Origin of the sequence: Pseudocitrobacter corydidari, assembly GCF_021172065.1 — a bacterium.
Taxonomy (GTDB): Bacteria; Pseudomonadota; Gammaproteobacteria; order Enterobacterales; family Enterobacteriaceae; genus Pseudocitrobacter; species Pseudocitrobacter corydidari.
Genome location: NZ_CP087880.1, coordinates 3,598,148 through 3,612,817, shown reverse-complemented (window position 1 = coordinate 3,612,817; position 14,670 = coordinate 3,598,148). Strand labels below are relative to the sequence as shown.

Below are 14,670 nucleotides of genomic sequence, written 5' to 3'. Positions count from 1 at the left end.
GGACAATGGGCAGGAGGTTAACACCAGATGGAAGAGAATAAGAAGAAAAAATCTAAATCAGTGGCGCTTTCGTGCGCAAACGCAACACATCACGACTCCCTTTCGAAGCGTTATTAACACACCCTTAAGCGGCAAATACCCGTTAAGGCAGATAACACGGTAAAATGCCCATTTCGTGGCGCGTTAAAAATGTCCATTTTCTGCTCTCATATTCGCCATCTTGCCGTGTTTTTACGCAGTTGCGCACAAAATATGAGCAAGAGAACATTTTATGCAAATTTTTAGTTGCATGCAGGCGCAGGTCTCCCTAGAATGCGCGCTACTTGATGCCGACTTAGCTCAGTAGGTAGAGCAACTGACTTGTAATCAGTAGGTCACCAGTTCGATTCCGGTAGTCGGCACCATCAAGTGCCTGGTGGGGTTCCCGAGCGGCCAAAGGGAGCAGACTGTAAATCTGCCGTCATCGACTTCGAAGGTTCGAATCCTTCCCCCACCACCATCTTCGGTTACGCGAAAGCGCAGCCAGAGTCGGAAGCTGTATCCACCGGCTCAAACAGGAGAGTGTTCTTCTCCTTAAACAGAAAGAACTGGGTAGCCGAGTTTCAGGATGCGGGCATCGTATAATGGCTATTACCTCAGCCTTCCAAGCTGATGATGCGGGTTCGATTCCCGCTGCCCGCTCCAGACGTGCTGATATGGCTCAGTTGGTAGAGCGCACCCTTGGTAAGGGTGAGGTCCCCAGTTCGACTCTGGGTATCAGCACCACTTCACTTCTCCTTCCCGTTTCTCTCTGTTTACTTTTAAATGCATTCAACAAGTCGGGCGTGTTGCCTGGTTGATGTGGTGATATCACCGATTTATCCGTGTCTTAGAGGGACAATCGATGTCTAAAGAAAAGTTTGAACGTACAAAACCGCACGTTAACGTCGGTACTATCGGCCACGTTGACCATGGTAAAACAACGCTGACCGCTGCCATCACTACCGTACTGGCTAAAACCTACGGCGGTGCTGCTCGCGCATTCGATCAGATCGATAACGCGCCGGAAGAAAAAGCTCGTGGTATCACCATCAACACTTCCCACGTTGAATATGACACCCCGACTCGCCACTACGCGCACGTAGACTGCCCAGGCCACGCCGACTATGTTAAAAACATGATCACCGGTGCTGCGCAGATGGACGGCGCGATCCTGGTTGTTGCTGCGACTGACGGCCCGATGCCGCAGACTCGTGAGCACATCCTGCTGGGTCGTCAGGTAGGCGTTCCGTACATCATCGTGTTCCTGAACAAATGTGACATGGTTGATGACGAAGAGCTGCTGGAACTGGTAGAAATGGAAGTTCGTGAACTTCTGTCTCAGTACGACTTCCCGGGCGACGACACTCCGATCGTTCGTGGTTCTGCTCTGAAAGCGCTGGAAGGCGAAGCAGAGTGGGAAGCGAAAATCATCGAACTGGCTGGCTTCCTGGATTCTTACATCCCGGAACCAGAACGTGCTATCGACAAGCCGTTCCTGCTGCCGATCGAAGACGTATTCTCCATCTCCGGTCGTGGTACCGTTGTTACCGGTCGTGTAGAACGCGGTATCATCAAAGTTGGTGAAGAAGTTGAAATCGTTGGTATCAAAGAGACTGCTAAGTCTACCTGTACTGGCGTTGAAATGTTCCGCAAACTGCTGGACGAAGGCCGTGCTGGTGAGAACGTTGGTGTTCTGCTGCGTGGTATCAAACGTGAAGAAATCGAACGTGGTCAGGTACTGGCTAAGCCGGGTTCCATCAAGCCGCACACCAAATTCGAATCTGAAGTTTATATCCTGTCCAAAGACGAAGGCGGTCGTCATACTCCGTTCTTCAAAGGCTACCGTCCGCAGTTCTACTTCCGTACTACTGACGTGACTGGTACCATCGAACTGCCGGAAGGCGTAGAGATGGTAATGCCGGGCGACAACATCAAAATGGTTGTTACCCTGATCCACCCGATCGCGATGGACGACGGTCTGCGTTTCGCAATCCGTGAAGGCGGCCGTACCGTTGGCGCGGGCGTTGTTGCTAAAGTAATGAGCTAATTGCTGATAACATTTGACGCAATGCGCAATAAAAGGGCATCATTTGATGCCCTTTTTGTACGCTTTCGAAGCAGAACCTGGCTCATCAGTGATTTTTTTTGTCATAATCATTGCTGAGACAGGCTCTGAAGAGGGCGTTAGTCCGAAACTTACTTTCGGTTTGGATCGCCTCGCACCCGCGGGGTGAAAATGTTTGTAGAATTCTTCTGACAGGTTGGTTTATGAGTGCGAATACCGAAGCTCAAGGGAGCGGGCGCGGCCTGGAAGCGATGAAGTGGGTTGTGGTTGCGGTGCTGCTGATTGTGGCTATCGTTGGCAACTATCTTTATCGTGACATGATGCTGCCATTGCGCGCGCTGGCCGTAGTAATTCTTATTGCTGCAGCGGGTGGTGTCGCGCTGTTAACGACAAAAGGAAAAGCGACCGTTGCGTTTGCACGTGAAGCGCGTACTGAAGTTCGCAAGGTTATCTGGCCGACTCGCCAGGAAACACTGCATACTACGCTTATCGTTGCTGCGGTTACCGCGGTAATGTCGCTGATCCTGTGGGGACTGGATGGTATTCTGGTTCGCCTGGTCTCTTTTATCACTGGCCTGAGGTTCTAAGATGTCTGAAGCACCTAAAAAGCGCTGGTACGTCGTTCAGGCGTTTTCCGGTTTTGAAGGCCGCGTAGCCACTTCGCTGCGTGAGCACATCAAATTACACAACATGGAAGAGCTGTTTGGCGAAGTCATGGTCCCGACTGAAGAAGTCGTTGAGATCCGTGGCGGCCAGCGTCGCAAAAGCGAGCGCAAATTCTTCCCGGGTTACGTTCTGGTCCAGATGGTCATGAACGACGCGAGCTGGCACCTTGTGCGCAGCGTGCCGCGCGTAATGGGCTTCATCGGCGGTACTTCTGACCGTCCGGCGCCGATCAGCGACAAAGAAGTGGATGCGATTATGAACCGCCTGCAGCAGGTTGGTGATAAGCCGCGTCCGAAAACGCTGTTCGAACCGGGTGAGATGGTTCGCGTTAACGACGGTCCGTTTGCCGACTTTAACGGTGTCGTTGAAGAAGTCGATTACGAGAAGTCTCGCCTGAAAGTTTCTGTTTCTATCTTCGGTCGTGCGACCCCGGTAGAACTGGACTTCGCGCAGGTAGAAAAAGCGTAACGCAGCGATCAAAAAAGCAGCGATTTAATCGTTGCATGGGGCGCGAAATTGGCATACAATTTCGCGCCTTTTGTTTTTACGGGCACGGCCCGTAAAACGATATTTATCACGGGGAGCCTCATCGAGGCGCTATTACCCACTTAGAGGAAATTGCAATGGCTAAGAAAGTACAAGCCTACGTTAAGCTGCAGGTTGCAGCTGGTATGGCAAACCCGAGTCCGCCGGTTGGTCCAGCACTGGGTCAGCAGGGTGTGAACATCATGGAATTCTGCAAAGCGTTCAACGCAAAAACTGATTCCATCGAAAAAGGTCTGCCGATTCCGGTTGTTATCACCGTTTACGCTGACCGTTCTTTCACCTTCATCACCAAGACTCCGCCGGCAGCAGTTCTGCTGAAAAAAGCGGCTGGTATTAAGTCTGGTTCCGGTAAGCCGAACAAAGAGAAAGTTGGTAAAATTTCTCGCGCTCAGCTGCAGGAAATCGCGCAGACCAAAGCTGCCGACATGACTGGCGCCGACATTGAAGCGATGACTCGCTCCATTGAAGGTACTGCACGTTCCATGGGCCTGGTAGTGGAGGATTAAGAAATGGCTAAACTGACCAAGCGTATGCGCGTGATCCGTGAAAAAGTTGATGCAACTAAACAGTACGACATCAACGAAGCTATTGCTCTGCTGAAAGAGCTGGCCACTGCTAAATTCAACGAAAGCGTTGACGTTGCTGTTAACCTCGGCATCGACGCTCGTAAATCTGACCAGAACGTACGTGGTGCAACTGTACTGCCGCACGGTACTGGCCGTTCCGTTCGCGTAGCCGTATTTACCCAGGGCGCAAACGCTGAAGCTGCTAAAGCTGCAGGCGCTGAGCTGGTAGGTATGGAAGATCTGGCTGACCAGATCAAAAAAGGCGAAATGAACTTCGACGTTGTTATTGCTTCCCCGGATGCAATGCGCGTTGTTGGCCAGCTGGGTCAGGTTCTGGGCCCGCGCGGCCTGATGCCAAACCCGAAAGTGGGTACTGTAACTCCTAACGTTGCTGAAGCGGTTAAGAACGCTAAAGCAGGTCAGGTTCGTTATCGTAACGACAAAAACGGCATCATCCACACCACCATCGGTAAAGTGGACTTTGACGCTGACAAACTGAAAGAAAACCTGGAAGCTCTGCTGGTTGCGCTGAAAAAAGCAAAACCGACTCAGGCGAAAGGCGTGTACATCAAGAAAGTTAGCATCTCCACTACCATGGGTGCAGGTGTTGCAGTTGACCAGGCTGGCCTGAGCGCTGCTGCAAACTAATGCCTTTACGTGGGCGGTGATTTTGTCTACAATCTTACCCCCACGTATTCTGCTAATTGCAGACGTATATCCGAGATATTCAGGCTGTGGCAAGGCGACAACTGAGTGAAGCGCCAGGAGCATAGTTTACTATGTGACTGGTGTGAACGAAGGCAGTCAACGCCGCCACAGATTGAATAGCGACGGATAGACAAGATTTGTTCGTTGGAGCCTGGCCTATCCAGGCCTCCGTCGAAGACCGCAGGAGTTTCGCAAGAAACTTAATCCCCTGCGTAGACGGTGACAGAACGCTAAGATTATTTTTTAAAGTACTCTTTGGCTTGTTTCTGCTCACCGTATTTAAGACGCTCTCTCCGTTTGGAAGAGTGAAGTGAGTTCCAGGGCATGAGCCCTGGCAAACATCCAGGAGCAAAGCTAATGGCTTTAAATCTTCAAGACAAACAAGCGATTGTTGCTGAAGTCAGCGAAGTAGCCAAAGGCGCGCTGTCTGCAGTAGTTGCGGATTCCCGCGGCGTAACTGTAGACAAAATGACCGAACTGCGTAAAGCAGGTCGCGAAGCCGGCGTATACATGCGTGTTGTTCGTAACACCCTGCTGCGTCGTGCTGTTGAAGGTACTCAGTTTGAGTGCCTGAAAGACGCGTTCGTTGGTCCGACCCTGATTGCATACTCTATGGAACACCCGGGCGCTGCTGCTCGTCTGTTCAAAGAGTTCGCGAAAGCGAATGCAAAATTTGAGGTCAAAGCTGCAGCCTTTGAAGGTGAGTTGATCCCGGCATCGCAAATCGATCGCCTGGCAACCCTGCCGACCTACGAAGAAGCAATTGCACGCCTGATGGCAACCATGAAAGAAGCTTCGGCTGGCAAACTGGTTCGCACTCTGGCTGCTGTTCGCGATGCGAAAGAAGCTGCTTAATCGCAGTTATCTTTATCAAGTATTCGCTTACGTATAAACTTATTCTGATTTTCAGGAACAATTTAAATGTCTATCACTAAAGATCAAATCATTGAAGCAGTTGCCGCTATGTCCGTAATGGACGTTGTAGAACTGATCTCTGCAATGGAAGAAAAATTCGGTGTTTCCGCTGCTGCTGCTGTAGCTGTAGCTGCTGGCCCGGCTGAAGCTGCTGAAGAAAAAACTGAATTCGACGTAATTCTGAAAGCTGCTGGCGCTAACAAAGTTGCTGTAATCAAAGCAGTACGTGGCGCAACTGGCCTGGGTCTGAAAGAAGCGAAAGACCTGGTTGAATCTGCTCCGGCCGCTCTGAAAGAAGGCGTGAGCAAAGACGACGCAGAAGCACTGAAAAAATCCCTGGAAGAAGCTGGCGCTGAAGTTGAAGTTAAATAAGCCAACCCTTCCGGTTGCAGCCTGAGCAATTAGGCTGATGGCTGGTGACTTTTTAGTCACCAGCCTTTTTGCGCTGTAAGGCGCCAGTAGCGTTTCACACTGTTTGACTACTGGTTGTCCTGACAATGCTTGTTTCTATCGACGACTTAATATACTGCGACAGGGTGCTCGCTCTGTGTAAATCGCAACGAAATGATTTAAGCGTGATAGCAACAAGCATTGCGGAAAGTGTTCCATTTTCCGGTCAACAAAATAGTGTTGCACAAACTGCCATTCAATTGGGCAGATGGGTCGACTTGTCAGCGAGCTGAGGAACCCTAATGGTTTACTCCTATACCGAGAAAAAACGTATTCGTAAGGATTTTGGTAAACGTCCACAAGTACTGGATGTGCCTTATCTCCTTTCTATCCAGCTTGACTCGTTTCAGAAGTTCATCGAGCAAGATCCTGAAGGGCAGTATGGTCTGGAAGCAGCCTTCCGTTCCGTATTCCCGATTCAGAGCTACAGCGGTAATTCCGAGCTGCAATACGTCAGCTACCGCCTTGGCGAACCGGTGTTTGACGTCCAGGAATGTCAGATCCGTGGCGTGACCTATTCCGCACCGCTGCGCGTAAAACTGCGTCTGGTGATCTACGAGCGCGAAGCGCCGGAAGGCACCGTAAAAGACATTAAAGAACAAGAAGTCTACATGGGTGAAATTCCGCTCATGACGGACAACGGTACCTTTGTTATCAACGGTACTGAGCGTGTTATCGTGTCTCAGCTGCACCGTAGTCCGGGCGTCTTCTTTGACTCCGACAAAGGTAAAACCCACTCTTCGGGTAAAGTGCTGTATAACGCGCGCATCATTCCTTACCGTGGTTCCTGGCTGGACTTCGAATTCGATCCGAAGGACAACCTGTTCGTACGTATTGACCGTCGCCGTAAACTGCCTGCGACCATTATTCTGCGTGCGCTGAACTACACCACTGAGCAGATCCTTGACCTGTTCTTTGAGAAAGTTGTTTTCGAAATTCGCGACAACAAGCTGCAGATGGAACTGGTGCCGGAACGCCTGCGTGGTGAAACCGCATCCTTTGACATCGAAGCTAACGGCAAAGTGTACGTTGAGAAAGGCCGCCGTATTACTGCGCGCCACATTCGTCAGCTGGAAAAAGACGATATCAAACATATCGAAGTTCCGGTTGAGTACATTGCTGGCAAAGTTGCGTCCAAAGACTACGTTGACGAATCGACTGGCGAGCTGATCTGCCCGGCTAACATGGAGCTGAGCCTGGATCTGCTGGCTAAGCTGAGCCAGTCTGGCCACAAACGTATCGAAACGCTGTTCACCAACGATCTGGACCACGGTCCGTACATTTCTGAGACTGTACGCGTCGACCCAACCAACGATCGTCTGAGCGCGCTGGTAGAAATCTACCGCATGATGCGCCCGGGTGAGCCGCCGACTCGTGAAGCAGCTGAAAGCCTGTTCGAGAACCTGTTCTTCTCCGAAGACCGCTATGACCTGTCTGCGGTTGGTCGTATGAAGTTCAACCGTTCTCTGCTGCGCGACGAAATTGAAGGTTCCGGTATCCTGAGCAAAGAAGACATCATCGAAGTGATGAAAAAGCTCATTGATATCCGTAACGGTAAAGGCGAAGTCGATGATATCGACCACCTCGGCAACCGTCGTATCCGTTCCGTTGGCGAAATGGCGGAAAACCAGTTCCGCGTTGGCCTGGTACGTGTAGAGCGTGCGGTGAAAGAGCGTCTGTCTCTGGGCGATCTGGATACCCTGATGCCTCAGGATATGATCAACGCCAAGCCGATTTCCGCAGCAGTGAAAGAGTTCTTTGGTTCCAGCCAGCTGTCTCAGTTTATGGACCAGAACAACCCGCTGTCTGAGATTACGCACAAACGTCGTATCTCCGCACTCGGCCCAGGCGGTCTGACCCGTGAACGCGCAGGCTTTGAAGTTCGAGACGTACACCCGACTCACTACGGTCGCGTATGTCCAATCGAAACGCCTGAAGGTCCGAACATCGGTCTGATCAACTCCCTGTCCGTGTACGCACAGACTAACGAATATGGCTTCCTCGAGACGCCGTATCGTAAAGTGACCGACGGTGTGGTAACTGATGAAATTCATTACCTGTCCGCTATCGAAGAAGGCAACTACGTTATTGCTCAGGCGAACTCCAACCTGGACGATGAAGGCCACTTCGTAGAAGACCTGGTAACCTGCCGTAGCAAAGGCGAATCCAGCTTGTTCAGCCGCGACCAGGTTGACTACATGGACGTATCCACCCAACAGGTGGTATCCGTCGGTGCGTCCCTGATCCCGTTCCTGGAACACGATGACGCCAACCGTGCATTGATGGGTGCGAACATGCAACGTCAGGCGGTTCCGACCCTGCGCTCTGATAAGCCGCTGGTTGGTACCGGTATGGAACGTGCTGTTGCCGTTGACTCCGGTGTTACCGCAGTTGCTAAGCGTGGCGGTACCGTTCAGTACGTGGATGCTTCCCGTATCGTTATCAAAGTTAACGAAGACGAGATGTACCCGGGCGAAGCAGGTATCGACATCTATAACCTGACTAAATACACCCGTTCTAACCAGAACACCTGTATCAACCAGATGCCTTGCGTATCTCTGGGTGAGCCGGTTGATCGTGGTGATGTGCTGGCTGATGGCCCGTCCACTGACCTTGGTGAACTGGCGCTGGGTCAGAACATGCGCGTGGCATTCATGCCATGGAACGGTTACAACTTCGAAGACTCCATCCTCGTATCCGAGCGTGTTGTTCAGGAAGACCGTTTCACTACCATCCACATTCAGGAACTGGCATGTGTGTCTCGTGACACCAAGCTGGGGCCGGAAGAGATCACCGCTGACATCCCGAACGTGGGTGAAGCTGCGCTCTCCAAACTGGATGAATCCGGTATCGTATACATCGGTGCAGAAGTGACCGGTGGCGACATTCTGGTTGGTAAGGTAACGCCGAAAGGTGAAACCCAGCTGACCCCAGAAGAGAAGCTGCTGCGTGCGATCTTCGGTGAGAAAGCGTCTGACGTTAAAGACTCTTCTCTGCGCGTGCCGAACAGCGTGTCTGGTACCGTTATCGACGTTCAGGTCTTTACCCGCGATGGCGTGGAAAAAGACAAACGTGCGCTGGAAATCGAAGAAATGCAGCTCAAACAGGCGAAGAAAGACCTGTCTGAAGAACTGCAGATCCTCGAAGCTGGCCTGTTTAGCCGTATTTACGCTGTTCTGGTTGCCGGTGGCGTTGAAGCTGAGAAGCTCGACAAACTGCCTCGCGATCGCTGGCTGGAACTCGGCCTGACCGACGAAGAGAAACAAAATCAGCTGGAACAGCTGGCTGAGCAGTATGACGAACTGAAACACGAGTTCGAGAAAAAACTCGAAGCGAAACGCCGCAAAATCACCCAAGGCGACGATCTGGCACCGGGCGTGCTGAAAATCGTCAAGGTATACCTGGCCGTTAAACGCCGTATCCAGCCTGGTGACAAAATGGCAGGTCGTCACGGTAACAAGGGTGTAATTTCTAAGATCAACCCGATCGAAGATATGCCGCACGATGCTAACGGTACGCCGGTAGATATCGTACTGAACCCGCTGGGCGTACCGTCTCGTATGAACATCGGTCAGATCCTCGAAACCCACCTGGGTATGGCTGCGAAAGGTATCGGCGATAAGATCAACGCCATGCTGAAACAGCAGCAGGAAGTCGCGAAACTGCGCGAATTCATCCAGCGTGCGTACGATCTGGGCGCCGACGTTCGTCAGAAAGTTGACCTGAACACCTTCAGCGATGAAGAAGTTCTGCGTCTGGCAGAGAACCTGCGTAAAGGTATGCCGATCGCAACGCCGGTCTTCGACGGTGCGAAAGAGTCTGAAATCAAAGAGCTGTTGCAGCTGGGTGGCCTGCCGACTTCCGGTCAGATCACACTGTTCGACGGCCGTACGGGTGAGCAGTTCGAGCGTCAGGTAACCGTTGGTTACATGTACATGCTGAAACTGAACCACCTGGTTGACGACAAAATGCATGCGCGTTCTACCGGTTCTTACAGCCTGGTTACTCAGCAGCCGCTGGGTGGTAAGGCGCAGTTCGGTGGTCAGCGCTTTGGGGAGATGGAAGTGTGGGCGCTGGAAGCATATGGCGCGGCATACACCCTGCAGGAAATGCTCACCGTTAAGTCTGATGACGTGAATGGCCGTACTAAGATGTATAAAAACATCGTAGACGGTAACCATCAGATGGAACCGGGCATGCCGGAATCCTTCAACGTACTGTTGAAAGAGATCCGTTCGCTGGGTATCAACATCGAGCTGGAAGACGAGTAACTCTCGCTCAAACAGGTCACTGGTGCTGGCGTAACAGCCAGCACCAGATTGTGCTAACTCCGACGGGAGCAAATCCGTGAAAGATTTATTAAAGTTTCTGAAAGCGCAGACTAAAACCGAAGAGTTTGATGCGATCAAAATTGCTCTGGCATCGCCAGACATGATCCGTTCATGGTCTTTCGGTGAAGTTAAAAAGCCGGAAACCATTAACTACCGTACGTTCAAACCTGAGCGTGACGGCCTTTTCTGCGCCCGTATCTTTGGGCCGGTAAAAGACTACGAGTGCCTGTGCGGTAAGTACAAGCGCCTGAAACACCGTGGCGTTATCTGTGAGAAGTGCGGCGTTGAAGTGACCCAGACTAAAGTACGCCGTGAGCGTATGGGCCACATCGAGCTGGCGTCTCCGACTGCGCACATCTGGTTCCTGAAATCTCTGCCATCCCGTATCGGCCTGCTGCTGGATATGCCGCTGCGCGATATCGAACGTGTTCTGTACTTCGAATCCTATGTGGTTATCGAAGGCGGTATGACGAACCTGGAACGTAACCAGATTCTGACCGAAGAACAGTATCTGGACGCGCTGGAAGAGTTCGGTGACGAATTCGACGCGAAGATGGGTGCGGAAGCTATTCAGGCCCTGCTGAAAAGCATGGATCTGGAGCAAGAGTGTGAAACTCTGCGTGAAGAGCTGAACGAAACCAACTCCGAAACCAAGCGTAAAAAGCTGACCAAGCGTATCAAACTGCTGGAAGCGTTCGTTCAGTCTGGTAACAAGCCAGAGTGGATGATCCTGACCGTTCTGCCGGTACTGCCGCCAGATCTGCGTCCGCTGGTTCCGCTGGATGGTGGTCGTTTCGCGACTTCTGACCTGAACGATCTGTATCGTCGCGTCATTAACCGTAACAACCGTCTGAAACGTCTGCTGGATCTGGCTGCGCCGGACATCATCGTACGCAACGAAAAACGTATGCTGCAGGAAGCGGTCGACGCCCTGCTGGATAACGGTCGTCGCGGTCGTGCGATCACCGGTTCTAACAAACGTCCTCTGAAATCTTTGGCCGACATGATCAAAGGTAAACAGGGTCGTTTCCGTCAGAACCTGCTCGGTAAGCGTGTTGACTACTCCGGTCGTTCTGTTATCACCGTAGGTCCATACCTGCGTCTGCATCAGTGCGGTCTGCCGAAGAAAATGGCACTGGAGCTGTTCAAACCGTTCATCTACGGCAAGCTGGAACTGCGTGGCCTGGCCACCACCATCAAAGCCGCTAAGAAAATGGTTGAGCGCGAAGAAGCAGTCGTTTGGGATATCCTGGACGAAGTTATCCGCGAACACCCGGTTATGCTGAACCGTGCACCAACACTGCACCGTTTGGGTATCCAGGCGTTTGAACCGGTTCTGATCGAAGGTAAAGCAATTCAGCTGCACCCGCTGGTTTGTGCGGCATACAACGCCGACTTCGATGGTGACCAGATGGCTGTTCACGTACCGCTGACGCTGGAAGCCCAGCTGGAAGCGCGTGCGCTGATGATGTCTACCAACAACATCCTGTCCCCTGCGAACGGCGAGCCAATCATCGTTCCGTCTCAGGACGTTGTATTGGGTCTGTACTACATGACCCGTGACTGTGTTAACGCCAAAGGCGAAGGCATGGTGCTGACTGGCCCGAAAGAAGCTGAGCGTATTTATCGCGCTGGCCTGGCCTCTCTGCATGCGCGCGTTAAAGTGCGTATCACCGAATACGAAAAAGATGAAAACGGCGAGTTTGTTGCTAAAACCAGCCTGAAAGACACGACCGTTGGCCGTGCCATTCTGTGGATGATCGTACCTAAAGGTCTGCCGTTCACCATCGTGAACCAGGCTCTGGGTAAGAAAGCGATCTCCAAAATGCTGAACACCTGCTACCGTATTCTGGGCCTGAAACCGACCGTTATTTTTGCGGACCAGACGATGTACACCGGCTTTGCTTATGCAGCGCGTTCAGGTGCATCCGTTGGTATCGATGACATGGTCATCCCGGAGAAAAAATACGAAATCATCAGCGAAGCGGAAGCGGAAGTTGCTGAGATTCAGGAACAGTTCCAGTCTGGTCTGGTGACCGCGGGCGAACGCTACAACAAAGTTATCGATATCTGGGCTGCGGCGAACGATCGTGTATCCAAAGCGATGATGGATAACCTGCAAACCGAAACCGTGATTAACCGTGACGGTCAGGAAGAGCAGCAGGTTTCCTTCAACAGCATCTACATGATGGCCGACTCCGGTGCGCGTGGTTCTGCTGCACAGATTCGTCAGCTGGCAGGTATGCGTGGTCTGATGGCGAAGCCAGATGGCTCCATCATCGAAACGCCAATCACCGCGAACTTCCGTGAAGGTCTGAACGTACTCCAGTACTTCATCTCGACCCACGGTGCTCGTAAAGGTCTGGCGGATACCGCACTGAAAACAGCGAACTCCGGTTACCTGACCCGTCGTCTGGTTGACGTGGCGCAGGATCTGGTGGTTACCGAAGACGATTGTGGCACGCTGGAAGGCATCACCATGACCCCGGTTATCGAGGGTGGTGACGTTAAAGAGCCGCTGCGCGATCGCGTTCTGGGTCGTGTAACTGCGGAAGACGTTCTGAAGCCGGGTACCGCGGACATTCTGGTTCCACGCAACACGCTGCTGCACGAGCACTGGTGTGACCTGCTGGAAGAGAACTCTGTTGACTCCGTCAAAGTTCGTTCCGTCGTATCCTGTGACACCGACTTTGGTGTATGTGCGCACTGCTATGGTCGTGACCTGGCGCGTGGCCACATCATCAACAAAGGTGAAGCTATCGGCGTTATCGCGGCACAGTCCATCGGTGAACCGGGTACACAGCTGACGATGCGTACGTTCCACATCGGTGGTGCGGCATCTCGTGCGGCTGCTGAATCCAGCATCCAGGTGAAAAATAAGGGTAGCATCAAGCTCAGCAACGCGAAATCGGTTGTGAACTCCAGCGGTAAACTGGTTATCACTTCTCGTAATACCGAGCTGAAACTGATCGACGAATTCGGTCGTACCAAAGAAAGCTATAAAGTACCTTACGGTTCTGTTATGGCGAAAGGTGATGGCGAACAGGTTGCCGGCGGCGAAACCGTTGCAAACTGGGATCCGCACACTATGCCGGTTATCACCGAAGTAAGCGGTTTTGTTCGCTTCACTGACATGATCGACGGCCAGACCATTACGCGTCAAACCGACGAACTGACCGGTCTGTCTTCTCTGGTGGTTCTGGATTCTGCTGAACGTACTACCGGTGGTAAAGATCTGCGTCCGGCACTGAAAATCGTTGATGCTCAGGGTAACGACGTTCTGATCCCTGGCACCGATATGCCTGCGCAGTACTTCCTGCCGGGTAAAGCGATTGTTCAGCTGGAAGATGGCATCCAGATCAGTTCTGGTGACACCCTGGCGCGTGTTCCGCAGGAATCTGGCGGTACCAAGGATATTACCGGTGGTCTGCCGCGCGTAGCGGACCTGTTCGAAGCACGTCGTCCGAAAGAGCCGGCAATCCTGGCTGAAATCAGCGGCATCATTTCCTTCGGTAAAGAAACCAAAGGGAAACGTCGTCTGGTTATCACCCCGGTAGACGGTAGCGATCCGTACGAAGAGATGATTCCGAAATGGCGTCAGCTCAACGTGTTCGAAGGTGAACGTGTAGAACGTGGTGACGTGGTTTCCGACGGTCCGGAAGCGCCGCACGACATTCTGCGTCTGCGTGGTGTTCATGCTGTGACGCGTTACATCGTTAACGAAGTGCAGGATGTATACCGTCTGCAGGGCGTTAAGATTAACGATAAGCACATTGAAGTTATCGTTCGTCAGATGCTGCGTAAAGCCACCATCGAAAACGCAGGTAGCTCCGACTTCCTGGAAGGCGAACAGGTTGAATACTCTCGCGTCAAGATCGCTAACCGCGAACTGGAAGCGAACGGTAAAGTTGCGGCGACATTCTCCCGTGACCTGCTGGGTATCACCAAAGCGTCTCTGGCAACAGAGTCCTTCATCTCTGCCGCATCGTTCCAGGAGACAACTCGTGTCCTGACCGAAGCAGCCGTTGCGGGTAAACGCGACGAACTGCGTGGCCTGAAAGAGAACGTTATCGTAGGTCGTCTGATCCCGGCCGGTACCGGTTATGCGTACCACCAGGATCGTATTCGCCGCCGTGCAGCAGGTGAAGTCCCTGCTACTCAGCAGGTGAGTGCGGAAGAAGCGTCTGCCAGCCTGGCAGAACTGCTGAACGCAGGCCTGGGCGGTTCCGATAACGAGTAATCGTTAAGGTAGCGCTTAAAAAGCCAGTCGGGTTTCCCGGCTGGCTTTTTTTATATCTGTAAAAAATCAATGGCTAAAAATTCTACGCATATCAAAAAACCACATTTATAAAGTGGATATAGTCGAAGCACCATAGCAATCAAATGAATGATTTATAGAACC

General features: G+C 52.2%; 9 protein-coding genes and 4 tRNA genes. All 13 read left to right on the top strand.

What is annotated here, in order from left to right; all coding sequences use genetic code 11:
* The first annotated feature begins 328 nt into the window (after positions 1-328).
* The 13 genes from G163CM_RS16780 (at position 329) to rpoC (ending at position 14,508) form a co-directional block, all read left to right on the top strand.
* A tRNA-Thr gene (locus G163CM_RS16780) sits at positions 329-404 on the top strand.
* Between the two features lie 10 nt (positions 405-414).
* A tRNA-Tyr gene (locus G163CM_RS16775) sits at positions 415-499 on the top strand.
* Between the two features lie 110 nt (positions 500-609).
* Positions 610-684 (top strand) — tRNA-Gly (locus tag G163CM_RS16770).
* Between the two features lie 5 nt (positions 685-689).
* A tRNA-Thr gene (locus G163CM_RS16765) sits at positions 690-765 on the top strand.
* 118 nt (positions 766-883) lie between these two features.
* Entirely contained in the window at positions 884-2,068 is a 1,185-nt protein-coding gene (gene tuf / locus G163CM_RS16760; protein ID WP_003031109.1) for an elongation factor Tu, read from the top strand.
* Between the two features lie 221 nt (positions 2,069-2,289).
* A complete protein-coding gene (gene secE / locus G163CM_RS16755) occupies positions 2,290-2,673 on the top strand; it encodes a preprotein translocase subunit SecE (RefSeq protein ID WP_003862342.1) in 384 nt (127 codons plus the stop codon).
* Between the two features lies 1 nt (position 2,674).
* Entirely contained in the window at positions 2,675-3,220 is a 546-nt protein-coding gene (gene nusG / locus G163CM_RS16750) for a transcription termination/antitermination protein NusG (RefSeq protein WP_003862341.1), read from the top strand.
* A 155-nt stretch (positions 3,221-3,375) separates the two neighbouring features.
* Complete coding sequence (gene rplK / locus G163CM_RS16745) at positions 3,376-3,804, top strand: 50S ribosomal protein L11 (RefSeq protein ID WP_015966392.1); 429 nt, start codon at positions 3,376-3,378, stop codon at positions 3,802-3,804.
* Positions 3,805-3,807: 3 nt separating this feature from the next.
* Positions 3,808-4,512, top strand: a complete 705-nt coding sequence (gene rplA / locus G163CM_RS16740; RefSeq protein WP_015966391.1) for a 50S ribosomal protein L1 — start codon at positions 3,808-3,810, stop codon at positions 4,510-4,512.
* A 417-nt stretch (positions 4,513-4,929) separates the two neighbouring features.
* Positions 4,930-5,427, top strand: a complete 498-nt coding sequence (gene rplJ, locus G163CM_RS16735) for a 50S ribosomal protein L10 (protein ID WP_015966390.1) — start codon at positions 4,930-4,932, stop codon at positions 5,425-5,427.
* A 66-nt stretch (positions 5,428-5,493) separates the two neighbouring features.
* A complete protein-coding gene (rplL, locus tag G163CM_RS16730; protein ID WP_006176746.1) occupies positions 5,494-5,859 on the top strand; it encodes a 50S ribosomal protein L7/L12 in 366 nt (121 codons plus the stop codon).
* Between the two features lie 320 nt (positions 5,860-6,179).
* Positions 6,180-10,208 (top strand): DNA-directed RNA polymerase subunit beta, encoded by a 4,029-nt coding sequence (gene rpoB, locus G163CM_RS16725; protein WP_015966389.1) that lies wholly within the window; start codon positions 6,180-6,182, stop codon positions 10,206-10,208.
* 76 nt (positions 10,209-10,284) lie between these two features.
* Complete coding sequence (gene rpoC / locus G163CM_RS16720; RefSeq protein WP_015966388.1) at positions 10,285-14,508, top strand: DNA-directed RNA polymerase subunit beta'; 4,224 nt, start codon at positions 10,285-10,287, stop codon at positions 14,506-14,508.
* The last annotated feature ends 162 nt before the right edge of the window (positions 14,509-14,670 follow it).

Coding starts and splice junctions, on each gene's coding strand:
- tuf (WP_003031109.1), top strand. CDS start 884: ATGTCTAAAGAAAAGTTTGAACGTACAAAACCGCACGTTAACGTCGGT.
- secE (WP_003862342.1), top strand. CDS start 2,290: ATGAGTGCGAATACCGAAGCTCAAGGGAGCGGGCGCGGCCTGGAAGCG.
- nusG (WP_003862341.1), top strand. CDS start 2,675: ATGTCTGAAGCACCTAAAAAGCGCTGGTACGTCGTTCAGGCGTTTTCC.
- rplK (WP_015966392.1), top strand. CDS start 3,376: ATGGCTAAGAAAGTACAAGCCTACGTTAAGCTGCAGGTTGCAGCTGGT.
- rplA (WP_015966391.1), top strand. CDS start 3,808: ATGGCTAAACTGACCAAGCGTATGCGCGTGATCCGTGAAAAAGTTGAT.
- rplJ (WP_015966390.1), top strand. CDS start 4,930: ATGGCTTTAAATCTTCAAGACAAACAAGCGATTGTTGCTGAAGTCAGC.
- rplL (WP_006176746.1), top strand. CDS start 5,494: ATGTCTATCACTAAAGATCAAATCATTGAAGCAGTTGCCGCTATGTCC.
- rpoB (WP_015966389.1), top strand. CDS start 6,180: ATGGTTTACTCCTATACCGAGAAAAAACGTATTCGTAAGGATTTTGGT.